24 protein-coding genes are annotated in these 24,083 nt (G+C 66.6%); 12 read left to right on the top strand and 12 right to left on the bottom strand.

What is annotated here, in order from left to right:
* Positions 1-192 precede the first annotated feature (192 nt).
* The 10 genes from RLN94_RS17910 (at position 193) to RLN94_RS17955 (ending at position 10,081) form a co-directional block, all read left to right on the top strand.
* Positions 193-732 carry a DUF3305 domain-containing protein gene (locus RLN94_RS17910; RefSeq protein ID WP_350127477.1) on the top strand — a complete coding sequence of 180 codons (540 nt, stop codon included), beginning with the start codon at positions 193-195 and terminating at the stop codon, positions 730-732.
* A complete protein-coding gene (locus RLN94_RS17915; protein ID WP_350127464.1) occupies positions 729-1,313 on the top strand; it encodes a DUF3306 domain-containing protein in 585 nt (194 codons plus the stop codon). The genes RLN94_RS17910 and RLN94_RS17915 overlap by 4 nt, the downstream gene beginning before the upstream one ends.
* A complete protein-coding gene (locus RLN94_RS17920; RefSeq protein WP_350127467.1) occupies positions 1,310-1,918 on the top strand; it encodes a TorD/DmsD family molecular chaperone in 609 nt (202 codons plus the stop codon). Before RLN94_RS17915 ends, RLN94_RS17920 begins: the two co-directional genes overlap by 4 nt.
* Before the next feature lie 76 nt (positions 1,919-1,994).
* Entirely contained in the window at positions 1,995-2,180 is a 186-nt protein-coding gene (locus RLN94_RS17925; protein WP_300893219.1) for a twin-arginine translocation signal domain-containing protein, read from the top strand.
* A gap of 141 nt (positions 2,181-2,321) precedes the next feature.
* Positions 2,322-5,369: a formate dehydrogenase subunit alpha gene (locus tag RLN94_RS17930; RefSeq protein WP_350159017.1), complete on the top strand. Its 3,048-nt coding sequence runs from the start codon at positions 2,322-2,324 to the stop codon at positions 5,367-5,369.
* A gap of 12 nt (positions 5,370-5,381) precedes the next feature.
* The gene (gene fdh3B, locus RLN94_RS17935; protein WP_350159018.1) at positions 5,382-5,975 is read left to right on the top strand and encodes a formate dehydrogenase FDH3 subunit beta; all 594 of its coding nucleotides are present in this window, start codon (positions 5,382-5,384) and stop codon (positions 5,973-5,975) included.
* A 162-nt stretch (positions 5,976-6,137) separates the two neighbouring features.
* Positions 6,138-7,352 (top strand): formate dehydrogenase subunit gamma, encoded by a 1,215-nt coding sequence (locus RLN94_RS17940; RefSeq protein ID WP_350125181.1) that lies wholly within the window; start codon positions 6,138-6,140, stop codon positions 7,350-7,352.
* Entirely contained in the window at positions 7,352-8,614 is a 1,263-nt protein-coding gene (locus RLN94_RS17945) for a c-type cytochrome (RefSeq protein WP_350125184.1), read from the top strand. Before RLN94_RS17940 ends, RLN94_RS17945 begins: the two co-directional genes overlap by 1 nt.
* A complete protein-coding gene (locus RLN94_RS17950) occupies positions 8,611-8,736 on the top strand; it encodes a hypothetical protein (protein WP_350125187.1) in 126 nt (41 codons plus the stop codon). Before RLN94_RS17945 ends, RLN94_RS17950 begins: the two co-directional genes overlap by 4 nt.
* Complete coding sequence (locus tag RLN94_RS17955; RefSeq protein WP_350169373.1) at positions 8,729-10,081, top strand: sigma-54-dependent transcriptional regulator; 1,353 nt, start codon at positions 8,729-8,731, stop codon at positions 10,079-10,081. The genes RLN94_RS17950 and RLN94_RS17955 overlap by 8 nt, the downstream gene beginning before the upstream one ends.
* A gap of 277 nt (positions 10,082-10,358) precedes the next feature.
* Here RLN94_RS17955 and RLN94_RS17960 read toward each other — a convergent pair whose 3' ends face one another.
* Genes RLN94_RS17960 through RLN94_RS17975 form a run of 4 tightly spaced genes read right to left on the bottom strand, consistent with a single transcriptional unit; the run spans position 10,359 to position 13,568 of the window.
* On the bottom strand, positions 10,359-11,228 hold the full coding sequence (locus tag RLN94_RS17960) for a substrate-binding domain-containing protein (RefSeq protein WP_350125191.1): 870 nt from the start codon (positions 11,226-11,228) through the stop codon (positions 10,359-10,361).
* A 51-nt stretch (positions 11,229-11,279) separates the two neighbouring features.
* Positions 11,280-12,101, bottom strand: coding sequence for an ABC transporter substrate-binding protein (locus tag RLN94_RS17965; RefSeq protein WP_350125194.1), 822 nt, complete (start codon positions 12,099-12,101; stop codon positions 11,280-11,282).
* Positions 12,102-12,121: 20 nt separating this feature from the next.
* Positions 12,122-12,865 carry an ATP-binding cassette domain-containing protein gene (locus RLN94_RS17970; RefSeq protein WP_350125197.1) on the bottom strand — a complete coding sequence of 248 codons (744 nt, stop codon included), beginning with the start codon at positions 12,863-12,865 and terminating at the stop codon, positions 12,122-12,124.
* The gene (locus tag RLN94_RS17975) at positions 12,858-13,568 is read right to left on the bottom strand and encodes an ABC transporter permease (protein WP_350125200.1); all 711 of its coding nucleotides are present in this window, start codon (positions 13,566-13,568) and stop codon (positions 12,858-12,860) included. Before RLN94_RS17975 ends, RLN94_RS17970 begins: the two co-directional genes overlap by 8 nt.
* A 253-nt stretch (positions 13,569-13,821) precedes the next feature.
* Here RLN94_RS17975 and RLN94_RS17980 point away from each other — a divergent pair, with 253 nt between their 5' ends.
* Together RLN94_RS17980 and RLN94_RS17985 are read left to right on the top strand one after the other, a co-directional pair.
* Positions 13,822-15,144: an aspartate aminotransferase family protein gene (locus RLN94_RS17980; protein ID WP_350125203.1), complete on the top strand. Its 1,323-nt coding sequence runs from the start codon at positions 13,822-13,824 to the stop codon at positions 15,142-15,144.
* Positions 15,145-15,269: 125 nt separating this feature from the next.
* Entirely contained in the window at positions 15,270-15,401 is a 132-nt protein-coding gene (locus RLN94_RS17985; protein WP_350125206.1) for an RSP_7527 family protein, read from the top strand.
* A gap of 73 nt (positions 15,402-15,474) precedes the next feature.
* Here RLN94_RS17985 and RLN94_RS17990 read toward each other — a convergent pair whose 3' ends face one another.
* The 8 genes from RLN94_RS17990 to RLN94_RS18025 all read right to left on the bottom strand — a co-directional run bounded on the left by RLN94_RS17990 (position 15,475) and on the right by RLN94_RS18025 (position 24,077).
* Positions 15,475-16,680, bottom strand: a complete 1,206-nt coding sequence (locus RLN94_RS17990; protein WP_350125209.1) for a CaiB/BaiF CoA transferase family protein — start codon at positions 16,678-16,680, stop codon at positions 15,475-15,477.
* A 27-nt stretch (positions 16,681-16,707) separates the two neighbouring features.
* Positions 16,708-17,634 (bottom strand): hydroxymethylglutaryl-CoA lyase, encoded by a 927-nt coding sequence (locus tag RLN94_RS17995; protein WP_350125212.1) that lies wholly within the window; start codon positions 17,632-17,634, stop codon positions 16,708-16,710.
* 2 nt (positions 17,635-17,636) lie between these two features.
* On the bottom strand, positions 17,637-18,458 hold the full coding sequence (gene panB / locus RLN94_RS18000) for a 3-methyl-2-oxobutanoate hydroxymethyltransferase (protein ID WP_350125215.1): 822 nt from the start codon (positions 18,456-18,458) through the stop codon (positions 17,637-17,639).
* A gap of 26 nt (positions 18,459-18,484) precedes the next feature.
* Positions 18,485-19,774 (bottom strand): TRAP transporter large permease, encoded by a 1,290-nt coding sequence (locus tag RLN94_RS18005; protein WP_350125218.1) that lies wholly within the window; start codon positions 19,772-19,774, stop codon positions 18,485-18,487.
* On the bottom strand, positions 19,759-20,295 hold the full coding sequence (locus tag RLN94_RS18010; RefSeq protein WP_350125221.1) for a TRAP transporter small permease: 537 nt from the start codon (positions 20,293-20,295) through the stop codon (positions 19,759-19,761). The genes RLN94_RS18005 and RLN94_RS18010 overlap by 16 nt, the downstream gene beginning before the upstream one ends.
* The gene (locus RLN94_RS18015; RefSeq protein ID WP_350125224.1) at positions 20,292-21,290 is read right to left on the bottom strand and encodes a TRAP transporter substrate-binding protein; all 999 of its coding nucleotides are present in this window, start codon (positions 21,288-21,290) and stop codon (positions 20,292-20,294) included. Before RLN94_RS18015 ends, RLN94_RS18010 begins: the two co-directional genes overlap by 4 nt.
* A 261-nt stretch (positions 21,291-21,551) precedes the next feature.
* A complete protein-coding gene (locus RLN94_RS18020) occupies positions 21,552-22,493 on the bottom strand; it encodes a LysR family transcriptional regulator (protein ID WP_350125227.1) in 942 nt (313 codons plus the stop codon).
* Positions 22,494-22,565: 72 nt separating this feature from the next.
* Entirely contained in the window at positions 22,566-24,077 is a 1,512-nt protein-coding gene (locus RLN94_RS18025) for a malonate--CoA ligase (protein WP_350125230.1), read from the bottom strand.
* Positions 24,078-24,083 lie beyond the last annotated feature (6 nt).

The following is a 24,083-nucleotide window of genomic DNA, read 5'->3' on the forward strand; positions in this document are numbered from 1 at the left end:
CCCGACCAAAACGGTCAATTTGGACAAAAAGACGAGTTGGCCACCCCTGCCCCCCGCAACCCGGTCAAAATGACTTGATCGGGCAGTTTGCAGGCCACCCGGCGCAAAAACCCTTTCGCGTCAAAGCCCCGCTCGGCCATCCTGAAGACCAGGGAGGATAACGTGATCTACAATCCGAACGCCTATCGATCGATGCCGGTGGGGGTGGTCATGCGCCGTGCCCCCGGTGTGACCCGGTGGGCCAAATGGCACTGGACGGCCGTCGCCGTCCTTCCGGGCGCCGGCCCCGCCGACTGGCGCGAGCTGCGGCGCGAGGGCGAAGCCGTGGAATACCACGCCGCCACGCCCCTCCTCGAACTCCACGGCGCCGAGACCGAGGCCTACCTCCACGGCCTCTCCGCCGAGGTGCCCAGCGTCTACGTCGTCATGCGCGAAACCGGCACGCCCGGCCCCGTCCCCTACGAGGTGCTGCTGATCACCGCCTCCCCCTACCAGGCCCAGGATTACACCGACAGCGGAGAGGAGCTGGTCGGCAAGATCCCCATGCCCCACGGCCTCGTCGCCTGGGTCCGTGACTTCGTCGAGGCACACCACCAGGACGAGGTCTTCGTCAAACGCAAGCGCGACCGCAAGCGCATCGACGAGGTGCAGGACGGCATCGGCGACCCGCGCATCGGCAAGCCGGGCGATGTCTACGCCTCCCCCGCCCTCAAGCGGAGGCGCGTGCAATGACCGCATCCACCGGATTCTGGACCCGCCGCAAGGCCGCCGTCGCCGCCGAGGAACAGGCCGAGATCGCCGCCCGCGACGCGGCCGAACGCCAGGCGCAGGAACAGGCCCTGGCCGAGCGCCCCGATGCCGAGCTTCTGGCCGAGGCCGGGATGCCCGAGCCCGAAACCCTCACCACCGCCGAGGAGGTGCAGGACTTCCTGAAAACCGCCCTGCCCCAGCGCCTCAAGGCCCGCGCGCTGCGCCGCCTCTGGCGGCTGAACCCGGTGCTGGCCAATCTCGACGGGCTGGTCGATTACGGCGAGGATTACACCGACGCCACCCGCGTCATCGAGAACATGCAAACCGTCTACCAGGTGGGCAAGGGCATGTTCGACAAGTTCGCCGAGCCCGACCCGGAACCGGAGCCCGAGGAAGAGCCCCTGCTCGCCGAGGCCGAGGAAGAGACCGAAGAAGAGGTCGCCCCCGAAGACCCGGTCGAGCCCTACAGCTACACCTTCACAGACACCGACGACACCGAACCGGCCCCCGCCGCCAACACGCGGCGGATGCGCTTCCGGTTCGAGACCGAGGAAACCGCATGACCGCAAACCCCGCCACACCCCCCATCGCCGAGGAAGACCGCCTCCGCGCCGACCTCTACAACTACCTCGGCGTCCTCCTCTCCGGCCCGCCCGACGAGATGCTGCTGTCGCAGACCGCCGGCCTCTCCGGCGATGACGGCCCGCTGGGGCAGGCCATCACCACGCTGGCGCGCATGGCCAAGGTCACCAAGCCGAAAACCGTGGAAAGCGAGTTCAACAAGCTCTTCATCGGCCTCGGCCGGGGCGAACTTCTTCCCTACGCCTCCTACTACCTCACCGGCTTCCTGAACGAGAAACCCCTCGCCCTCCTCCGGCAGGACATGTCGCGCCTCGGGCTTGCCCGCGCCGACACCGTCTTCGAGCCCGAGGACAACATCGCCAGCCTGATGGAGATGATGGGCGCCATGATCGTCGGCCGCTTCGGCACGCCGGCTCCCATCGCCACCCAGCGCGACTTCTTCAACCGCCAGATTGCCCCCTGGGCCGGCCATTTCTTCACCGACCTCGAGGCGGCGAAGAACTCCGTCTTCTACGCCCCCGTCGGCACCGTCGGCCGCCTCTTCATGGAGATCGAGACCGAAGGCTTCCGGATGAGCGGCACCTGACATTCACCGCCCGGGCCGGGCCCGGGCACACAAAGGGCGGCACATCCCGCCCCCAACCCAGAGAGAGGAGGCTCTCATGAAGAAGGAAGACGGCGCCACGCGCCGCGATTTCCTCAAGCTGGCCGGCACCACGGCGCCCATCGCGGCGGTCGCTGTTGCCTCCGGCACATCGGACGCGGAAGCGGCCGAGCCCGACCTGTCATCCGACAAGATGCAGGACACCGCGCATACCCGCGCCTACTTCGCCTCGGCGAAGTTCTGAAACCAACCGCCGGCCCGCATCCCGCGGACCTGCTTAACCGACCGAAGGCGACTGGTTGCGTGACGCCCGACTGTCCAAGGTCACCGTAAGTGCCAAGCAAGCCGGGGCGGGGATGCCCGGGCGAGCAAGGGAGAGAGAAACATGCTTAGGAAAAAGACCAACGGGGTTGCGCGACGCCCCCAGCGGACTTCGATCCTGTCCGAGGTGGCGCAAACCTCGGTTGACCGCCGCGCCTTCCTGCGCGGCTCGGGTCTGGCCATCGGCGGCCTCGCCGCCGTCGCCGCAACCGGCGGAACCGTCCAGAAGGCCAACGCCGCCTCCACCGCGGCCGGCGCCGTCGACCTCAGGAAATCCGTCTGCACCCACTGTTCCGTGGGCTGCACCGTCATCGCCGAAGTGCAGGATGGCGTCTGGACCGGGCAGGAACCCGGCTGGGACAGCCCGTTCAACCTCGGCGCCCACTGCGCCAAGGGCGCCTCGGTGCGTGAACACGCCCATGGCGAACGCCGCCTCAAGTACCCGATGAAGAAAGAGGGCGGCGAGTGGAAGCGCATTTCGTGGGAAGAGGCGATCAACGAGATCGGCGACGGCATGATGTCGATCCGCGAGGAAAGCGGCCCCGACAGCGTCTACTGGCTCGGCTCGGCCAAGCACAGCAACGAACAGGCCTATCTCTTCCGCAAGTTCGCGGGCTACTGGGGCACCAACAACGTCGACCACCAGGCCCGGATCTGCCACTCCACCACCGTGGCGGGGGTTGCGAATACATGGGGCTACGGCGCCATGACCAACTCCTACAACGACATCCACAATTCCAAGGCCATCTTCATCATCGGCGGCAACCCGGCCGAGGCGCACCCCGTCTCGCTGCTCCATGTCCTGCGGGCCAAGGAACAGAACAACGCGCCGCTCATCGTCTGCGACCCGCGCTTCACGCGCACCGCGGCCCATGCCGATGAATATGTCCGCTTCCGGCCCGGCACCGACGTGGCGCTGATCTGGGGCATCCTGTGGCACATCTTCGACAACGGCTGGGAGGACAAGGAGTTCATCCGCACCCGTGTCTGGGGCATGGACCAGATCCGCGAGGAAGTCGCCAACTGGACCCCGGAAGAGGTCGAGCGCGTCACCGGCACGCCGGGCTCACAGCTCAAGCGCGTCGCCCGGACCATGGCCAACAACCGCCCCGGCACCGTGATCTGGTGCATGGGCGGCACCCAGCACACCAACGGCAACAACAACACCCGCGCCTATTGCATCCTCCAGCTCGCGCTGGGGAACATGGGCGTGTCGGGCGGCGGCACCAACATCTTCCGCGGCCACGACAACGTGCAGGGCGCCACCGACCTCGGCGTGCTCTCGCACACCCTGCCGGGCTATTACGGCCTCTCCAAGGGCGCGTGGCAGCACTGGTCGCGCGTCTGGGGCGAGGATTTCGACTGGCTCAGCGGCCAATTCGCCTCGATGAAAGGCTCCGACGGCAAGGACAAGAACCTGATGAACGAGACGGGCATCCCCGTGTCGCGCTGGATCGACGGTATTCTTGAAGACGCCGACAACATGGATCAGCCCAACAACGTGCGGGCGATGGTGCTCTGGGGCCATGCCCCGAACTCCCAGACCCGCATGGTCGAGATGAAGAAGGCGATGGAGAAGCTGGACATGCTGGTCGTGATCGACCCGTATCCCACCGTCTCCGCCGTTCTCCACGACCGCACCGACGGGGTCTACCTCCTGCCGGCGGCCACCCAGTTCGAGACCTACGGCTCGGTCACCGCGTCGAACCGCTCGCTCCAGTGGCGCCAGAAGGTGGTCGATCCGCTCTTCGAGTCGAAACCGGATCAGGAGATCATCGGCCTTTTCGCCAAGAAGTTCGGCTTCCACGACCGCATCTTCCGCAACATCGCGATCGAGGATGACGGCGTGACGCCCAATGTCGAGGACACGCTCCGCGAGATCAACCGCGGCATGTGGACGATCGGCTATACCGGCCAGAGCCCGGAACGGCTGAAAAAGCACATGGAGAACCAGCACACCTTCGACAGGACCACGCTCCAGGCGATCGGCGGTCCGGCCGACGGCGACTATTACGGGCTGCCCTGGCCGTCATGGGGCACGCCCGAGATGAACCATCCCGGCACGCCCAACCTCTACGACATGTCGAAACCGGTGGCCGAGGGCGGCCTCACCTTCCGCGCCCGCTTCGGCGTGGAACACGAGGGCGACAACCTGCTGGCCGAGGGGGTATTCACGCCCGGCTCGGAAATCCAGGACGGCTACCCCGAGTTTACCATGCAGATGCTGGTCGACCTCGGATGGGACGGTGACCTCACCGACGAGGAACGCCGCACCATGGCCGGTGTCGTGGGGCTCGAGCTCGACGGTGCCGTCGGCGAAAGCGACGATGGCGACACCGACTCGGCCCAGGGCCTGACCTCCGGCGAAGGCACGCAGGGCGCGGACGAGGAGGTCGGAGAACAGGCGATGTCGCCCTTCCCCTCCGACTTCAACGACAAGACCGCGTCGATCAACTGGAAGACCGACCTCTCGGGCGGCATCCAGCGGGTCGCCATCGAGCACGGCTGCGCGCCCTTCGGCAACGCCAAGGCCCGCACCGTGGTCTGGACCTTCCCCGACCCGGTGCCGGTCCACCGCGAGCCGCTCTACACCAACCGCCGGGACCTGGTGGAGGATTATCCGACCTACGAGGATCGCAAGTTCTATCGTCTGCCGACGATGTACGCCTCGATCCAGAAGCAGGACTTTTCCAAGGATTATCCCATCATCCTGACCTCCGGCCGGCTGGTCGAGTACGAGGGCGGGGGCGACGAGACGCGCTCCAACCCCTGGCTCGCCGAGCTGCAACAGGACATGTTCGTCGAAATCCACCCGCGCGACGCCAACAATATCGGCGTGCGGGACGGCGCTCAGGTCTGGGTCGAAGGGCCCGAGGGCGGCAAGGTCCGGGTCATGGCGATGGTCACCGAACGGGTGGGCGAAGGCGTGGCCTTCATGCCCTTCCACTTCGGCGGCCACTTCCAGGGCGAAGACCTGCGGTCCAAGTATCCCGACGGCGCCGATCCGTATGTCCTCGGGGAATCCACCAACACTGCCCAGACCTACGGGTATGACAGTGTCACCCAGATGCAGGAGACGAAGGCGACTCTCTGCAAGATCATGCCAGCGTAAGGAGGAAAGAGAATGGCTAGAGCGAAGTTTCTCTGCGACGCCGAGCGCTGCATCGAATGCAACGCCTGCGTCACGGCCTGCAAGAACGAGCACGAGGTGCCGTGGGGGATCAACCGCCGCAGGGTGGTGACGATCCAGGACGGCAAACCGGGTGAACGCTCGATCTCGGTGGCCTGCATGCACTGTTCGGACGCGCCCTGCATGGCCGTCTGCCCGGTGGATTGCTTCTACCAGAACGAGGAAGGCGTGGTGCTCCACTCCAAGGACCTCTGCATCGGCTGCGGCTATTGCTTCTACGCGTGCCCCTTCGGCGCGCCGCAATACCCGCAGGCGGGCAATTTCGGGTCCCGCGGCAAGATGGACAAATGCACCTTCTGCGCCGGCGGACCGGAGGACAACAATTCCAACGCGGAGTTCTCCAAGTACGGCCGCAACCGGATCGCCGAGGGCAAACTGCCCATCTGCGCCGAAATGTGCTCGACCAAGGCGCTGCTGGCCGGTGACGGCGATGTCGTCTCGGCGATCTACCGCGAGCGCGTCGTCGCCCGCGGCTTCGGCACCGGCGCCTGGGGCTGGGGCACCGCCTACGACCAGAAGGGCGGCTGACCGAACACCCCGCCCGGCCCGCTTCACCGCGGGCCGGGCGGACCTTCCGCGCACACCCGACGACACAGGACGCATGACCCATCCGCCCCCTCGCGGATCGGTGATGCGCCCCACCGGGGCACAACAAACACCGAAACGTTCCTCACGAGTTTGGAGAGACGGATGCGTTACCTTGTCCATGTCCTGCTGATCCTGATGCTGGCCCTGCCCCTTGGCACCGCCGCCACGGCGCAAGAGGCCGAAACCGCACAGCCCGACCGCTCCGCCACCGGCGGCGCGACCACGCTCGAAGACATCCTCGCCCGCCAGCGCGGCGAGGAGGTCGACGACAGCTACCGCGCCGACAACACCGGCGACCCCGACAGCGCGGCCGCCATGGCCGAACAGCTCGGCACCCTCGGCGGCGCCTCCGACCCCGACCTCTGGCGCGCCCTGCGCTACAACGAGACCGACGTGAAGGTCTCGGCCGGCGGCGACGTGGCCAAGGTACTGGTCCAGGACGGCGGCATGCGCTGGTGGACCTTCCGCGAGGGCCCGCTGCTCAAATACGGCGGCTGGCTCCTCCTCGGCACGCTGGCCTTCCTCGCCGTCTTCTTCCTCCTGCGCGGCCGCATCCGCATCGACGGCGGCAAGACCGGCCAGACCGTCACCCGCTTCGCCGCCTTCGAGCGCTTCTCCCACTGGCTGCTCGCCGGTTCCTTCATCCTGCTGGCCTTCACCGGCCTCTTCACCCTCATGGGCCGCAAGTTCATCGCCCCCTACCTCGGCAAGGAATTCAACGCCACGCTGCTGACCTATTCCAAGTTCATCCACAACAACGTGGCCTGGGCCTTCATGCTGGGCCTCGTCCTCATCTTCGTCCTCTGGGTCTGGCACAACCTGCCCAGCCGGACCGACCTGACCTGGTTCCGGCAGGCCGGCGGCATCATCGGCAAATCCCACCCGCCCGCGAAGAAGTTCAACGCCGGGCAAAAGATCATCTTCTGGTCCGTCATCCTCCTCGGCAGCTCCATCGCCGTTTCCGGCCTCTCGCTGCTCTTCCCGTTCGAGCTGCAGCTCTTCGCCAAGACCTTCACCATCATCAACGACCTCGGCCTGCCCGGCCTCGTGGGCTACGATCCCCTGCCCACGGCGCTGGCCCCGCAGGAGGAGATGCAACTGGCGCAAGCCTGGCACGCCATCGTCTCCTTCGTGCTGATGGCCATCATCCTCGCCCATATCTACATCGGCTCCCTCGGGATGGAGGGCGCGTTCGACGCCATGGGCTCCGGCGAGGTGGACGAGAACTGGGCCGAACAGCACCACTCGATCTGGTACGAGGAGCTGAAGGAGAAGAACGAGACCACCTCGAAACAAGCCGCGGCCCCGGCCGAGTGATGCGCCTTCTCGCCGTCGCGGCCCTGCTGGCGACGCTCTCGCCGGCCGAGGCGCAGGACTTCACCACGCTCAAAGGCCATGGCGGCCCCGTCATGGGGCTCGCCACGGCCCCCGATGGCCGCGTCGCCACCGCCAGCTTCGACAATTCCGTGGGCCTCTGGACGGGGCGCTCGCCCCAGTGGCTCGAAGGCCACGACGCCGCCGTCAACGCCGTCACCTTCGGCGCGGGCGCCCTCGTCTCCGGCGGCGACGACTTCACCGTCCGCCTCTGGTCCGACGCGCCCCGCATCCTCGGCACCCACAAGGGCAAGGTCACCGGCCTCGACATCTCGGGCAGCACCGTCGCCTCCGCCTCGTGGGACGGCACCATCGGCCTCTGGCCCCTCGACGGCGGCGAGGCCCGCACCCTCGACGCCCCCGCCGGCGTCAACGCCGTGGCCTTCGACACGCCCACCACCCTCTATGCCGGCACCACCGACGGCCTGCTCCTGCGTTACGACCTCGAGACCGACGCGCCGCCCATACAGGTCGCCCGCCACGGCTTCGGCGTCAACGAGATCATCGCCACCCCCGAATGGGTCGCCTACGGCGCCGTCGACGGCGGCACCCGCATCCTCGACGCCCAGGGCGCCGAGATCGCCGATTTCACCCTCGAGCGCCGCCCGATCCTGTCGATGGCCTACCACGCCGAAACCCAGCAACTCGCCGTGGGCGACGGCCACGGCTACATCATGGTCCTCGACACCGCCCAATGGCGCATCGCCCGCGACTTCCGCGCCACCCGCCAAGGCCCGGTCTGGGCGCTCGCTTTCTCCCCCGACGGCACCACCATCTGGGCCGGCGGGCTCGACGATGTCGCCTATGGCTGGCCCACCGCCCTCCTCGACGAATTCGACCCCGGCATCACCGGCGAACGCAGTTTCCTGCGCGACGCCGACACCATGCCCAACGGCGAACGCCAGTTCATGCGCAAATGCTCGATCTGCCACGCCGTCACCCCCGGCCCCTCGCGCAAGGCCGGCCCGACGCTCCACAACGTCTTCGGCCGCCCCGCCGGCACCGTGCCGGGCTATCCCTATTCCGAAACCCTGTCGGAATCTGATATCATCTGGAACGAGACCACCATCGACGCGCTGTTCGACCAAGGCCCCGATCACTATATCCCCGGCTCGAAGATGCCGATGCAGGTGATCGCCGGCCCCTCGGACCGCGCCGACCTGATCGCGTGGCTCAAGACCGCCAGCAAGGAGGGCGAGAAATGAAAGCGATGTTGATTGGCTTCGCGGCGATTGCCGTGATCGGCGTGGGCGCATATTTCGCCCTCGAGGAAATCGACTACACCACCTGGCAACGCACCTCGGGCGACAGTGTCCGCCTTGACTGAGGCGCGCCACCGCATAACCCCCGAGGATTACGGCAGCGACCTTGCCGGCGCCTCGATCCTGGTGATCGACGACGAGCCGGGCATGCGCAACTTCCTCCTGAAAACGCTGGAACCCCGCGTCAAGCGGATCGAGATGGCCGCCTCCGCCGACGAGGCCTCCGCCAAGCTCGACGAGCATCATTTCGACCTCGTGATCCTCGACAATGTCATGCCCAACAAGACGGGGCTGGAATGGGTACTCGAACAGCGCCGCCTCGGCTTTCTCGCCGACACCATCCTGATCACCGCCTATGCCGATCTCGAAACCGCCATCGCCGCGCTCCGCGCGGGCGTCAGCGATTTCGTCCTCAAACCCTTCCGCGCCAACCAGATCGTCAGCGCCGTCGCCCGCACCCTCGACCGCAAGTACCTGCGCCGCGACAACACGCTCCTCCGGCACGAATTGAACAGCGATCCGCAATCCGGCCGCCTCCTCGGCACCTCCGACGTGATGTCCGAGGTCCGCGCCATGCTCAAGAAACTCGCCCCCCTGCCCACGCCCGTCCTCTTCACCGGCGCCAGCGGCACGGGCAAGGAACTGGCCGCCCGCCACCTGCACCAACTCTCCGACCGCGCGTCGCGCCCCTTCGTCACCATCAACTGCGCCGCCATCGCCCCCGACCACATCGCCGAGGAGCTCTTCGGCATCAACGGCCCAAGCGACGACCTCAAGCCGGGCCTCTTCCTGCTGGCAGATGGCGGCACGCTCTTCCTCGACGAGATCGCCCAGATGCCGGAACAGGCCCAGGCCGCCCTCCTCCGCGCCCTCGACGATCAGCGCGTCCGCCCCATCGGGGCCGAGCGGGAATTCCCCCTCAACCTCCGCCTGCTCTTCGCCACCAATGCCAATCTCGAGGAAGCGGTCGAACAGGGCCGCTTCCGCGCCGACCTCTACCACCGCATGAACGTGGTCCGCATCCACATGCCCCCCTTGAAGGACCGGTCAGAGGACATCACCGAACTCGCCGCCCTCTTCATCGAGCAGTTCTCCACCACCCTCGGCCTGCCCGCGCTGGAACTCTCGGCCGAAACGCTCCTGAAAATGCGCCGCTACGACTGGCCCGGCAACGTGCGCGAGTTGAAGAACCTGATCGAACGCTCCGTCATCCTCGGAGAATTCCCCCCCGAATTCGACGGCGACAGCCGCGTCACCGGCGCCCGCGCCATGGAAAACCTCGACGACGTGGTGCAACGCCATATCCTGCGCATCCTCGACCTCTGCGGCGGCAACCGCGCCGAGGCCGCCCGCCGGCTGGGCGTCTCCCGCAAGACGATCGACAGGAAAGTGGCGGTCTGGGAAGGGTGAGGCAAAGACTCTGCGCGGAATCGAGGCCGAAGGCCGCCGCGCATCGACCGCTGGCCGGCAGGCGATTGCTTGCAATCGCCGAGAGGTGGGCCGTCCCGACGGCACGGCGATGCGCGGCTCCTCTCCCGTTGCGCCCCACACAACATCTCGCCTGTTGCGCCCGGAACGCCACATCAACCCTTGGCGATACCGCCCCCGACACCGACGCGATACCGACAGAATACCGACGTTATACCGACGTCCAGACCCCAGCAAAACAAAGCCGTTAACCTTCGAATCACGCGTTCCAGCGCACCGTGCCCAGACCGGTCAGGTCGTAGCCCCCCATATGCTCGGCCCGCGCCGCCATCGCCTCCGACTGGCAAAACGTCATCAGCCGCTGCAACGGCGTGTCGAACCACGCCCGCCGATGCACCAGCAAATCGAATCTTTCCTCGATCAGCGGCACGAACGGCAATCCGAAATCCTTCGCCAGCGTCTCCAGCCCCAGCGTCGCCTCCGCATCGCCCCGCGCCACCGCCTGCACCGCCTCGGTCTCGGTCCGCGCCACCTCGGCCAGCTCCATGTCCTCCGACCGCAACCCCGCCTTCGCCGCCAGCTGCGCAAACAGCACGTCACTCCCCGAATCCGGCTGCCGCGGCACCACCCGGCGGCCCTTCAGGTCCGCCATCTCCGCCACGCCCGACACCTCGCGGCCAAGCACCAACCCCCTGGCCCGCTTGGCAAATCTCACCAGCACGGCATTCCGCCCGCCGCAACTCCGCGCCACCGTCGGGATATTCCACTCCCGCCCTTCTTCATCCAGCAGGTGCAGCCCTGCGGCCACGCCTTCCCGTGCCAGGAACCGGGTCAGACCATCGCTCGACCCGTCGAAATAACTCGCCAAGCCACAGCGCGACTCCCGCACGGCCCAGTCCAGCAACGGATCGTGACTGCCCAAAAGCACGGCGGGGCGCGGCGGTTTCGCCAGCCCTCCGTCCGAATGATCGTCCAGCCACGCCCGGATCCCGCGCTCGGGAAACAACAGCTTCCCCGTCGCCCGCGTACAGGGCACCTCGCCCGAAGCGGCAAGGTCATAGACCTTGCGCTCCTTGATCCGCAACAACGCGGCCAGCTCGGGCACAGTCAGGAATTCCGGGTCGCTCATCTCGCCGCCTCAGTTGTCCCGAGGCCCACGAAACCAGCGCCCCGGCCCCCGTTAGCTACCCTGTTCGGGCGCGTTGGGGAAGAACAGTTGCTGCCCGTCCACCTCGTAGGCGCCGATCGCCGCCTGCCCTTCGGCCGACACCAGCCAGTCCGCAAAGGTCTGAGCGGCCTCGACATTTACCGAGGGACACGCCTCCGGACTGATAGGAATGACGCCGTACTGGTTGAAGAGATCATCATCCCCTTCCACGACGATCCCGTATTCCTGCTTGTTCGCAAAGCTGATCCACGTCGCCCGGTCGGTCATGACATACGCGCCCATGCCGATCCCGGCATTGAGCGTCGCGCCCATGCCCGAACCCGTCTCGCGATACCATTCGCCCGACCCGTCGCCCGGCGCCACACCCGCGGCCTCCCACAGCGCCTTCTCCTTCTTGTGCGTCCCGGAATCGTCGCCCCTTGAGGCAAACAACGCCTCGCTCTCGGCGATCTTGGTCAGCGCCGCCTCCACATCGCTCATCCCCGCAACCCCCGCCGGGTCCTCCGCCGGGCCCACGATGACGAAATCGTTGTACATCAGGTCGGTCCGCGCGGTCCCGCCGCCCTCCGCCACGAATTTCTCCTCCGCCGGCTTGGCATGCACCAGCAGCACGTCACCATCGCAATTCGCCGCGTTCTTGATCGCCTGCCCGGTGCCCACGGCCACCACGTTGACCGTGATCCCGGTCTTGTCGGTGAAGATCGGCAGCAGGTAGTCATACAGCCCCGAATTGGCGGTCGACGTGGTCGACTGCACGATGATCGCCTCGTCGGCGACAGCGGAAACAGGGGCCAGCGCCACGAGGGCGGCGGCCATCAGCGTTCTGATTTTCATGGAAACTCCTCTGGTCGATGTTAAACGACAATCCTGCCGTTCAGGTAATCCCGTGCCTCTCTGGTCGCAGGCTCCGGGAAGAACTCGTCCGCCGGCACATGCTCGAGGATGCGCCCGCGATGCAGGAACACCACCTCGTCGGCCATCCGCCGCGCCTGGCCGGTGTCATGGGTCACGAGGATCACCTTCACCCCCCGCTCCCGCGCGCGCAAAATGATCCGCTCGATCGCCAGCACCGAGGCCGGATCAAGGCTCGCGGTCGGCTCGTCCAGCAGCAGCACCTCCGGCTCCGTCGCCAGCGCCCGGCCCAGCATCAGCCTTTGCGCCTCGCCGCCCGACAATTGCCGCGCCGGCTGCCGCGCCTTGTCCAGCAGGCCCACATGCTCCAGCAACCCGTCCCGCAAGCCACGGTCCCGCCCCCGCGCCTTCAGCACGAACTCCACGTTCGCCGCCACCGACCGCCGCAACAGCACCGGCTTCTGAAACACCAGCGCCTGCCGTGCCGTCACCGCCGCGGCCGCCCGACCGTTCCACGAAATCCGCCCCGCATCCGGCCGCTTCAGCCCGTGGATCAGCTTCAGAAGCTGGCTCTTGCCCGCCCCGTTCGGCCCCATGATCACCGTGCATCCCGTGCCATTCAACCGCAGGTCCACACCATCCAGCACCGCCTTGCCATCAAGGCAAAGCCGCACCCCCTCAAGCTCCAGCGGCATCAGGTCCGTCTCCGTCCGCGGCACCACATCGGGAAAAACAAGGTCACGCATAAACATTCCGCCTTTCCGCCGACATCCGCAGCGACTGCACCAAGGCATTCACCCCCAGCGCAATCGCCATCAGGATGATCCCCAGCGCCAGCGCCAGCGCCAGTTCCCCCTTCGAGGTCTCAAGCGCGATCGCCGTGGTCATCACCCGTGTCAGGTGGTCGATATTGCCGCCCACGATCATCACCGCGCCCACCTCGGCCACGGCCCGGCCAAAGCCTGCCAGCCCCACCGTCAGCAGCGCATAACGCCCGTCCCACAACAGCGCCTGCACGCTCTGCCACCGGCTCAGGCACAGCGACCGGAACTGCTCGGCATACTCGGCATTCAAATCTTCGAGGATCTGCCGCGACAGCGCCGCCACGATGGGCGTGATCAGGATGGTCTGCGCGATGATCATCGCCGTGGGCGTGTAAAGCAGGCCCAGAAACCCCAGCGGCCCCGCCCGCGACAGGTTGAGATAGACCAGCAGGCCCACCACCACCGGCGGCAGCCCCATCAGCGCGTTGATCGCCACCAGCACCGCGCCCCGCCCCGGGAACCGCGTCACCGCCAGCAGCGCGCCCAGCGGAAGGCCCAGCAGGCAGGCCACCGCCGTCGCCGTCAGGCTGACGCGCAGCGACAGCCCGACGATCTCCAGCAGATCGCCGGTCGGTGACAGCACAAGGCCGAACGCCAGCGCAAATGCCTCCCCGAAATCCTGCATAATTTCCGAAACCCTCCCTGTCTCGTCAGGTCGAGTTTAGCGCCGAAGCCGTGGTTCCGACAAGGGAAGCTTTGTATGGAAAGGGGCTTAACCGTCCGCCCCGGCCGGCCAATTTGACCACACCGTTCGGTGCGTAAGGAAATTCTGCAACCATATGCAACGACACTGGGCCAATCAGCCACCCTCTTGGACTCTCCCGCCCGCCGCGCAATACTGCCGACGAACCGCCCGATCCCCTGCAGGAGCCTGCCGAATGTCTCACGTCTTCCCGCGCCACACCCGCCTCAACGCCCCGGTCGCCACGGGCGGCGAAGGCTGCTACCTGATCGACGCCGCCGGTAAACGATATCTTGACGCGTCGGGCGGCGCCGCGGTCTCCTGCCTCGGCCACAACGACGCAGGGATCATCGCCGCGGTGAAGGCCCAGCTCGACCAGATCGCCTTCGCCCATACCGGCTTCTTCACGTCAGAGCCGGCCGAGCAACTGGCCGACCTGCTCATCGCCAACGCCCCCGGCGATCTTGACCGCGTCTACTATGTCACCGGCGGCTCCGAGGCGACCGAGGCCGCGATCAAGCTCGCCCGCCAATACTGGGTGGAAAAAGGCCAGCCCCAGCGCAGCCGCCTGATCTCCCGCAAGCAAAGCTACCACGGCAACACCATCGGCGCCCTCTCCGCCGGCGGCAACGAATGGCGCCGGGCGCAATTCGGCCCCCTCCTGCTCGACGTCACCCATATCGACCCCTGCTACGAGTACCGCCTCCGCCATGAGGGCGAGAGCCTCGAAGCCTACGGCCAGCGCGCCGCACAGGCCCTCGAAGACGAACTCCTCCGCGTTGGCCCGGAAAACGTCATGGCCTTCATGGCCGAGCCCGTCGTCGGCGCCACCGCCGGCACGCTCACCCCCGCGCCCGGCTATTTCAAGCGCATCCGCGAAATCTGCGATCAGTACGACATCCTCCTGATCCTCGACGAGGTGATGTGCGGCATGGGCCGCACCGGCACGCTCTTCGCCTGCGAACAGGATGGCATCGCCCCCGATATCACCTGCATCGCCAAGGGGCTCGGCGCCGGCTACCAGCCCATCGGCGCCATGCTCTGCAGCGCGAAAATCTACAAGACCATCGAAGACGGCACCGGCTTCTTCCAGCACGGCCACACCTATAACGGCCACCCCACAGCCTGCGCCGCCGGCCTCGCCGTGGTCTCCGCCATTCTCGACCGTGGCCTCCTGCCGCGCGTCCGCGCCCAGGGCGAAAAGCTCATGCACCGCCTCGCCGACCGCTTCGGCCAGCACCCCCATATCGGCGACCTGCGCGGCCGCGGCCTGTTCCACGGCATCGAGATCGTCGCCGACCGCGAAACCAAGGACCCGTTCGACCCTTCCCTCGGCATCTCCGCCAAGATCAAGAAGGCCGCCTTCGCCGAGGGGCTGGTCTGCTACCCCATGTCCGGCACGATCGACGGCAAGCATGGCGACCACGTGATGCTAGCCCCGCCCTTCATCATCTCCGACGCCCAGCTCGACGAGCTGACCGACAAGCTCGAATCCGCCATCGAAAAGGCAATTCATTAACCATTCTTAACAAAGGGTGAATTGCAATCCTTGCAATGCGGCATTGCCGCATTGCGGGGTTATGCTGCGGTGCAGAATTTCTATATGCATGGGGCAAGACGCAATACCCCCCAAGAGGCACTGAAATGTACGACAAAGACACCCACGACCTGCTCGAAGCCGCCCGCGAATACCGCGCCGCCTATATCCGCGACCTGTTCCGCGCGGTCTTCCGCCGCTCGGCCCCGGCCTTCACCAAGCCGGCCCACGCGGCCTGAGGCTTACGCCCCCTGATACCGACGGGATCGGCCACCACCGACCCCGCCGGTCTCACACCCCGGCTGACGGGCCTCACGCCCCGCTGGCCGTCTCGCCCCCGCCGGCCAGCACACCGCTCGCCCGCAGCTCGGCAATCCGCTCCGCCGAATAGCCCAGCGCCCGCAGCACGGCAGTGCCATGCTCGCCCAGCTCCGGCGCCGGATGCCGCATCTCGCAGCCCTCGGGGCTGACCTTCACCGGAAACCCCAGCATCCGCACATTCCCATGCTCCCCATGGGGCACCTCGACCACCATCTCGCGATGCTGCACCTGCGGGTCCTCGAACACGTCGGGCACCGACATCACCGGCCCGGCGGGCACCCCGCCCTCGTTCAGCCGGTCGATCCAGTTGGCACAGCTGTCGGTCAGGAAAATCGGCTCGATCTCGGCCCGGATCGCAGACCGGTCCGCCATCCGCTTGTCATTCGTGTCGAACCGCGGATCGGTCAGCAATTCCTCCCGCCCCAACACCTTGAGAAGACGCGCAAAGATCATGTCGTTGCTCGGCGCGATCGCGATCGGCGTATCCGCCGTCTGGAACAACCCGTAGGGTGCCACCAGCGGGTGATCGTTCCCGCTCCGCTCCGGCGGCTTGCCCGCGGCCAGCGTATCGCTCGCCATGTAGCTCAAAAGGCTGATCAGGCTGTCGGTCAGCCCCACATCGACACTCCGGAACCTCCGCTCCTCTCGCGCCCCCGCCAGCGTCGCCGAGACGCCCAGCGCCGCGTAAAGCCCTGCCACCAGGTCCGAAATCGGCACCCCGCTGCGCTGCGGGTCGTCCTCGCGGTTGCCGTTTACGGCCATGAACCCGCTCATCGCCTGCGCGATGAAGTCAAACGACGGTCGTTGCGCATAAGGCCCGTCCGCCCCGAACCCGCTGATATGGCACACCACCAGCTTCGGGTTCAGCTCCTCCAGCGCCTCGTCACTCAGCCCCATCTTCGCCAACACCCCGGCGCGGTAATTCTCCACCAGCACATCCGCGCCCCGGATCATCTCGCGCAGCACCTCCAGCCCCGCCTCGCTCCGCAGATCCAGCGCCACCGACCGCTTGTTCCGGTTGTAGCTGGCGAAATACCAGCTCAGCCCGTCCCGCCCCTTCCCCTGAAGGCGCAGCGGATCGCCCGAGGGCGTCTCGATCTTGATCACGTCCGCCCCGAAATCCGCCAGCAACTGCGTGCAGAACGGTCCGGAAATAATCCGGGTCAGGTCGATCACCTGGATGCCTCGAAGGCTCATGCCAACTCCTTCTCCGTCTCCGGGCCCTCAGCCCGTCGCGCGCCGCGTACTGGCCAGCTCGACCGTCTCGCCCACCGGCTTGGCCCGCAGCAGATGCGCCGGCAGCTTGCGCTCCAGCACCGTCTCGAACCAGTGCCCCGCCTCGATCAGCCGGCCCAGGTCCAGTCCCGTCCCGTGCCCCTCCAGATGCAGGAAATGCACCAAATCCTCGGTCGCCACGTTCCCCGTCGCCCCCGGCGCGAACGGACAGCCGCCGACACCGCCCAAAGCGCTTTCATACCGGTCCACCCCCTCGGCCATCCCGGTCAGCACGTTGGCCAGCGACATGTCCCGCGTGTTGTGCAGGTGCAGCACCAGCTCCGTCTCCGGCAACGCCTCCCGCATCGCCCTGACCAGCTCGCGCACCCGGGCCGGCCACGCCGTCCCGATCGTGTCGCCCAGCTTGATCGTCTCGACACCCATATCCGCCATGCGCTTGGCCACCTCGACCACGCGCGCCACCGGCACATCCCCCTCGAACGGGCAGCCGAAACTGGTGGCAATCGCCCCCACCGGCACCACGCCCTCCTGCCGGGCCAGCTCGATCACCGGCTGCAAGCGCGCCAGCGCCTCCTCGGTCGAGCTATTGGAATTGGCCTGCGAATGGCTCTCGCTGGCCGAGGCGAAACACACCCATTCATCCAAGCCCAGCGCCGCCGCCCGCTCGGCCCCGCGCTGGTTCGGCACCAGCGCCTCGATGATCAGGCCCTCCCGGCCGGGCACCCCCTTTACCACCTCCTCGGCATCCGCCATCGCCGGCACCGCCCGCGGCGACACGAAGGAGGTCACCTCGAACCGTTTCATCCCGGCCTTCGCGATCCGCCCGATCAGCTCGATCTTCTGCTCGGTGCTGACGGCGTGTTTTTCATTCTGCAACCCGTCCCGCGGGGCCACTTCGGTGATCGTGATATCCATGGTCATTTCCCCGCTCCGAACAAGAACTCCTCGCTCGGAAACTCCCGCCTCCGAACCTCCTCGGCAAACTCCGCAATCGCCCCCTCGATATCCCCGAGGATCGAGGCATAGCGCTTCACGAACTTGGGCTTGAACGCCGCGAAGAGGCCGATCACGTCATCCACCACGAGGATCTGCCCGTCGCACTCGGCCGACGCCCCGATGCCGATGGTGGTGACGCTGGTCGCCGCGATCACCGCCTTCGCGGCGCTCTCCATCACCCCCTCGATCACGATCGAGAACGCGCCCGCCTCCTCCATCGCGCGGCCATCGGCCACCAGCATCTCGACGGCGGCCTCGTCCTTGCCCTGCGTCCGGAACCCGCCCAGGGTGTTGATCGCCTGCGGCGTGAGGCCAATATGCGCCATCACCGGCACGCCCCGCTTGACCAGGAACGCCACCGTCGGGGCCATCTCCACCCCGCCCTCCAGCTTCACCGCGTCACAGCCGGTTTCCATCAGCACCCGGCTCGCCGAGGCGAACGCCTGCTCGGGCGACGCCTCATACGATCCGAACGGCAAATCCACCACCACGCAGGCATGGCTGGTGGCCTTCACCACCGCCCGCCCGTGCCGGATCATCGTGTCCAGATCGACCCCCACGGTCGAGCTCTCGCCATAGATCGTCATCGCCAGCGAGTCGCCCACGAGGATGAAATCCACCACCTCGTCCATCACCGCCGCAATCGGCGCGGTATAGGCCGTCAGCCCCACCAGCGGCGTCTCCCCCCGCCGGCCCGCCAGCGACATGGCCGTCAGTTTCCCGCTCCCGGAATGTACGCTCATTGTCCTCTCCTGTTCTCGGGTCTGCCCTAGTGCATCACGTCCGGCAAAAACGTCACCAGCGACGGCACGAACACCAGCAATAGCAGCGTCAGCAGGATCGGCACCAGGAACGGCAGGATCGCCACCACCACCTTCTCGAACGGCATCCCCGTCAATTCCGTCAGCACGAACAGCACGTTGCCAAAGGGCGGCGTGATCACCCCCACCGACAGGGTCATCACCATCAGCACCCCGAACCACACCGGGTCGATCCCCAGCGACTGCACCGTCAGCATGAAGATCGGCGTGAAGATCAGCACCGCCTCCACCACGCTCATGAAACAGCCGATCACCAGGAAGAACAGCAGGATCAGCAGGATCGCCTGCGTCTCGCCAAGGTTCAGGTCCAGCAGCGCCATCGCCAGCTCCTGCGGGATCCGCACCCGCACCAGCAGCCAGCCATAGAAGGTGGCAATGGCGATGATGAACAGGATCACCGAGGTGAACCGCACCGTCCGCCTGAGCGCCTCGACGAACTCCGCCAGCGTCACGTCGCGATAGATCACCGCGCCCAGCAGGAAGGCATACATGCAGGCCACCGCCCCCGCCTCGGTCGGCGTGAAGATCCCGCTCCAGATGCCGCCGATGATGATGAAGGGCGTCAGCAGCGGCGGCACCGCCTTCAGGAACAGGCGGAAGAGCTCCGCCCCCGGCACCCGCTGCGTGCCCGGCAGGTCCAGCCAGAACGAGGTCAGCAGAACCGTCAGCGACATGCCCACCGCAAGGATGATGCCGGGGATCACACCCGCCATGAACAGCGCCGCGATCGACGTGCCCGAGAGCCACCCATAGACCACCAGCGCCACCGAGGGCGGAATGACCGGGCTGATGATCGACGCCGCCCCGGTGATCCCTACCGAGAAGCGCTGCGGATAGCCCCGCTCCTTCATCGCCTTCAACTCGAGCTGCCCGATCCCGGCCACGTCCGCCACCGCCGTGGCCGACATCCCGGCAAAGATCACGCTGGCCAGCACGTTCACATGCCCCAGCCCGCCCCGGATCGGCCCCACCAGCGCGGTCGCGAAATTGAACAGCCGCGCATTGCTCGACCCGGTATTCATCAGCGACGCGGCCAATATGAAGAACGGCACCGCGATGATCGGGAAATTGTTCATCCCGCTCAGCATCTGCATCGCGAACAGCTCTTCGGGGATCTTCTCGATCCCGCCCTGCACGACCAGCACCACGAGGCATGTCAGCCCGATGGAGATCGCAACCGGAACGCCCACGGCGAACAGGAAGATCATCACACCGAGAAATATCAGGAGGTAGTCCATTCGCTCTTCGTTTCCGTTTGGCCGATCACGGCCTTACCGTTGCGGATCAGGCTGACAAGGTAGGCCAGGCTGAACAGGATCATCGCCACCGTCCCGATCAACAGCGCGAGGTAAAGCCAGGTGAAGGAGATGCCCAGCGCGGTCGTGGTGTTGTTGGCGCTGGCGAACATCATCAGGTAGGCGCCCCGCGCGATCACGTAGAACAACAGCAGCGCGCCGCACTCGATCACCACCGAGATCCACACCCGTGCGCCCAGCGCGATCCGCCGCAGCAGCACGTCGATCACGATATGCCGCCGCTGGCCCCAGGCCGCCGCGGCCCCCAGCATGACACTCCACGCCAGAAGCCCCGCCGCCACCTCCTCGGCCCATGGCACGGAAAGCTTGAACACCTCCCGCGCCACGACCGAGTAGAAGATCGACAGGACCAGCGCCACCATGAGCACCATGGCGACGCTCTCCAGTATGCCCGCCCCCCGCGTCACGAGGGACGGGCGCCGGCGCCCGTCGGCGTCACTCATTCCGACGCGGCCTCGATGCTGGCCTCGATATCGGGCTGCACGGTGTCGGCCATGCCCGACATCGCCCGTTCGATGGCCGGCGCGGCCTTCTCGCGGAACGGCGCCTGGTCGACCTCGATGAACTCCATGCCCTTCTCCATCAGGGCCTCGCGATAGAAGTCATCCTTCTCGTTCTCGACCTGCGTGCCGTGCTGGCGCGCCTCCTCGGCCGCCTCGGCAATCGCCGTGCGCTGCTCCTCGGTCAGACCGTCCCACCACTGCGCCGAGGCGACCCAGTGCCACGGGAACGACAGGTGCGAGGTCTCGATGATGTAATCCTGCACCTCCCACATCTGGCGGGTATAGGGCGAGGCCAGGCTGTTTTCATGCGCCTCGACCTGCCCCGTGCGCATGGCCAGGTAGATATCCGACGACGGGATCACCACCGCCTGGATACCCAGCTCTTCCCAGACGTCGATCCAGACCGGGATCTTCGGCATCCGCATCGGCAGACCCTCGAGGTCGTCGGGCGTGTTGATCGGCTTGTTCGCGGTCATGTGCCGGAAGGCCCGCTTCTGCGGCCCGAGATAGACGAGGTTGCCCTTCTCGCGGGCGATCTCCTGCATCTTCTTTCCCGATTCCGTCTCCATGATGTAATGCTCGACCGCGCCCCAGTTGGGCAGCACGAAGGGCACCGAAACGGCGTTGTACTCGGGTGCGTACTGGCCCATGAACGCCCCCCCGGTCAGCGCCATCTGCGTCTGGCCGATATTGAGCAGCTCCAGCACCTCGGCCTCGCTGCCAAGCTGGCTGTTGAGGTAGATGTTCACCTCGAAATCGTCGCCCAGCTTCTCGCCGATCAACTCCTGGAACTTCTGCAGGGCGGCTTCCTCCGACCCGCCGGTGCTCATCGTGTTGTGAATTTCGATCGTCTCGGCCGCCGCGGGCAGCGTGCCCAGCCCGACCGTGACCGCCGCCGCAAGCGTTGCCCTGCGGACGAGTTGCGAAAGTGCCATCTGGTTCCTCCCATTCCATTCTGCCGGCCACCCGCCTGATGCGGCGACATCGACCGGCCTCTCAATCGGGGATGAACAGGCGCCCGGTTTGCCGGCAAGCCGGCCTCCCGCCACTGCCGCACCGGCAGCCTCCTGTCCCTCTCCTCCCGTCGGCGCCGCGGCCCGGGGGCCACACGCCTGCGCGGAAGCGTAAGTGCCCCCTTTTGCAGCGGCAAGTGCTGAATCCGGACCCCTGCGTCCCGCCCAACGCAACACCGCTTCTCAGCCCGCCTCGCCCCTCTCCCGCGACCGTTCCAGCAGGAACTCCCGAAAGATCGCCGCCGTTTTCGACAGCGTCGCGTCGCCGTGTTGCACAAGGCTGATCTCCCGCTCGGCCCAGCTTTCGTCGATCGCCACCGCCTTGATCGGCATCATCCGCTCATGCGGCCGCACGAACTGTTCCGGCAGGATGGCAATCCCGTGCCCATGGGCCACCAGCGTGCGGGCCACCTCGTTGGTGTTCGCCATGTAGCGATACCTGACCTCGCCGCTGCCCAGCACCGACACCCGCCGTATCAGCCGGGTCATCGAACTGCCCTCGATCACCCCGATGCTGGGGTAGGACGACATGTCCGACAAACGCACCGCCGGCAGCCGGGCCAGGTCATGCCCCTCCGGCACCGCCAGCACCAGCCGGTCGGTGCAATACCGCGTACAGACGATCTCGGGCGGCAAACGGAAAGTGCGCGAGATCAGACCCAGCTCCGTCCGCCCGCTCATGACCGAGGCCACAACGTTCGGGCTGATCTGCTCGAACAGCTCGATCCCGATGTAAGGATACGCATCCGAGAAATGCTTCATGTCCTCGGCCAGCCCGTTCACGAAGGCCGAGCCGTTCGCGCTCAGCAACAGGCTCCCCGCCTCCCCGCTGCTCAGCCGCCTGAGCTCCGAATGCGCGCTGTCGATCGACGCGAAGATCTCCCGCGCCTTCGCGGCCATGACATGCCCGGCATCGGAAATCTCCACGCCCCGCGAATGCCTTGCAAAGAAGGGCTGCCCGAAATTCTCCTCCAGCTCCGCCAGCCGCCGGCTGATCGCCGATGGCGACAGGTTCAGGCTCTCCGACGCCGACCGGATGCTTCCCGTATCGATCACCGTCAGGAAGATCCGCAAGGTCACAAGGTCGAACCGCGCCAGCGGGAAATTCTGCAAGTCCTTGGTCAACGCAGCCCCTCCGACGCCCCCGCGCCCGGACGTTACGCCGATCCGCCCGCCACTGGCAACCGGCGCCCGGCCCTACGCGAACAGCCCCTTGTACTCCTCCCGAAGCACGTTCTTCTGCACCTTGCCCATGGTATTCCGCGGCAGGCTTTCTACCACCACCAGCTTCTTCGGATGCTTGAACCTTGCCAGCGACTGCTCCGCCGCCTTGCCGATGGCCTCGAGGTCCGGGCGCTCCCCCGCCTCCGCCACCAGAACGCCCACCACCGTCTCGCCGAAATCCGGATGCGGCACGCCAATGACGGCGCTTTCCAGCACGCCCGGCTGTTCATCCAGCAACAGCTCGATCTCCTTGGGGTAGATGTTGTACCCGCCCGAGATGATCAGGTCCTTGTCGCGCCCGACGATATGCACATAGCCATCCTCGTCGATCCGGCCCAGGTCCCCGGTGATGAAGAACCCGTCCTCGCGCAGTTCGGCCGCCGTCTTCTCCGGCATCTGCCAATAGCCCTTGAAGACATTCGGCCCCCGCACCTCGACCATGCCGACCTCGCCCTGCGCCACCTCGTCCCCGCTCTCGGGGTCGCACACCTTCAGCTCCACGCCGGGCAGCGGAAACCCCACGGTCCCCGCCCGCCGCTCGCCCTCATAGGGGTTCGAGGTGTTCATGTTCGTCTCGGTCATCCCGTAGCGTTCGAGAATCCGGTGCCCGGTGCGCTTCTCGAACCGTTCATGCGTCTCCGCCAGCAAGGGCGCACTGCCGGACACGAAAAGCCGCATATGCTCGGCCAGTTCCTTCGTGAACCGCGCATCATCCAGCAGCCGCGTATAGAAGGTCGGCACCCCCATCATCGACGTGGCCTTCGGCATCCACTCGATCATCCGGTCGATATCCAGCTTCGGCAGGAAGATCATCGCCCCGCCCGACAGCAGCACGATGTTCGTCGCCACGAAAAGCCCGTGCGTGTGAAAGATCGGCAGCGCGTGCAGCAGCACGTCCTTGTCCGAGAACCGCCAGCACTCCGTCAGCGTCCTCGCATTCGATAACAGGTTGTCCTGCGTCAGCATCGCCCCCTTCGATCGCCCCGTCGTCCCCGACGTATAGAGGAACGCCGCCAGGTCGCCGCCTTCCCGGTCCACCGTGGCAAACTCCCCCGGCATCCCCGTGGCCTTCTCCATCAGGCTCCCGGCCCCATCCCCTGCCAGCGTCTCCACCCGGCATTCCAGCCGCTCGGCAATCGGCGCCAGCGTCTCCAGCTTTCCCGGATCGCAGACGATCATCGCCGCGCCGCTGTTGTCGATGAAATAGGTCAGCTCGTCCGCCGTATAGGCCGTGTTCAGCGGCAGGAAGATCACCCCCGCCTGCACGCAGGCCGCATAAAGCGCCAGCGCCTCCGCCGATTTCTCCACCTGCGCGGCCAGCCGGTCACCGGGTTGCAACCCGGCCTCCGTGATCACCCCGGCAACCCGCGCCGCCGTCTCCAGAAACCCGGCATGGGAAATCACCGTGCCATCGCTCAGGTACAGGAACGGCGTCTCCTGCCCGGCATATTTCCCGAAAAGCGCATCATACAAAGGGTTGGCCATGACACG

The organism is Roseovarius sp. (genome assembly GCF_040223625.1).
In the GTDB taxonomy this organism is placed as follows: Bacteria; Pseudomonadota; Alphaproteobacteria; order Rhodobacterales; family Rhodobacteraceae; genus Roseovarius.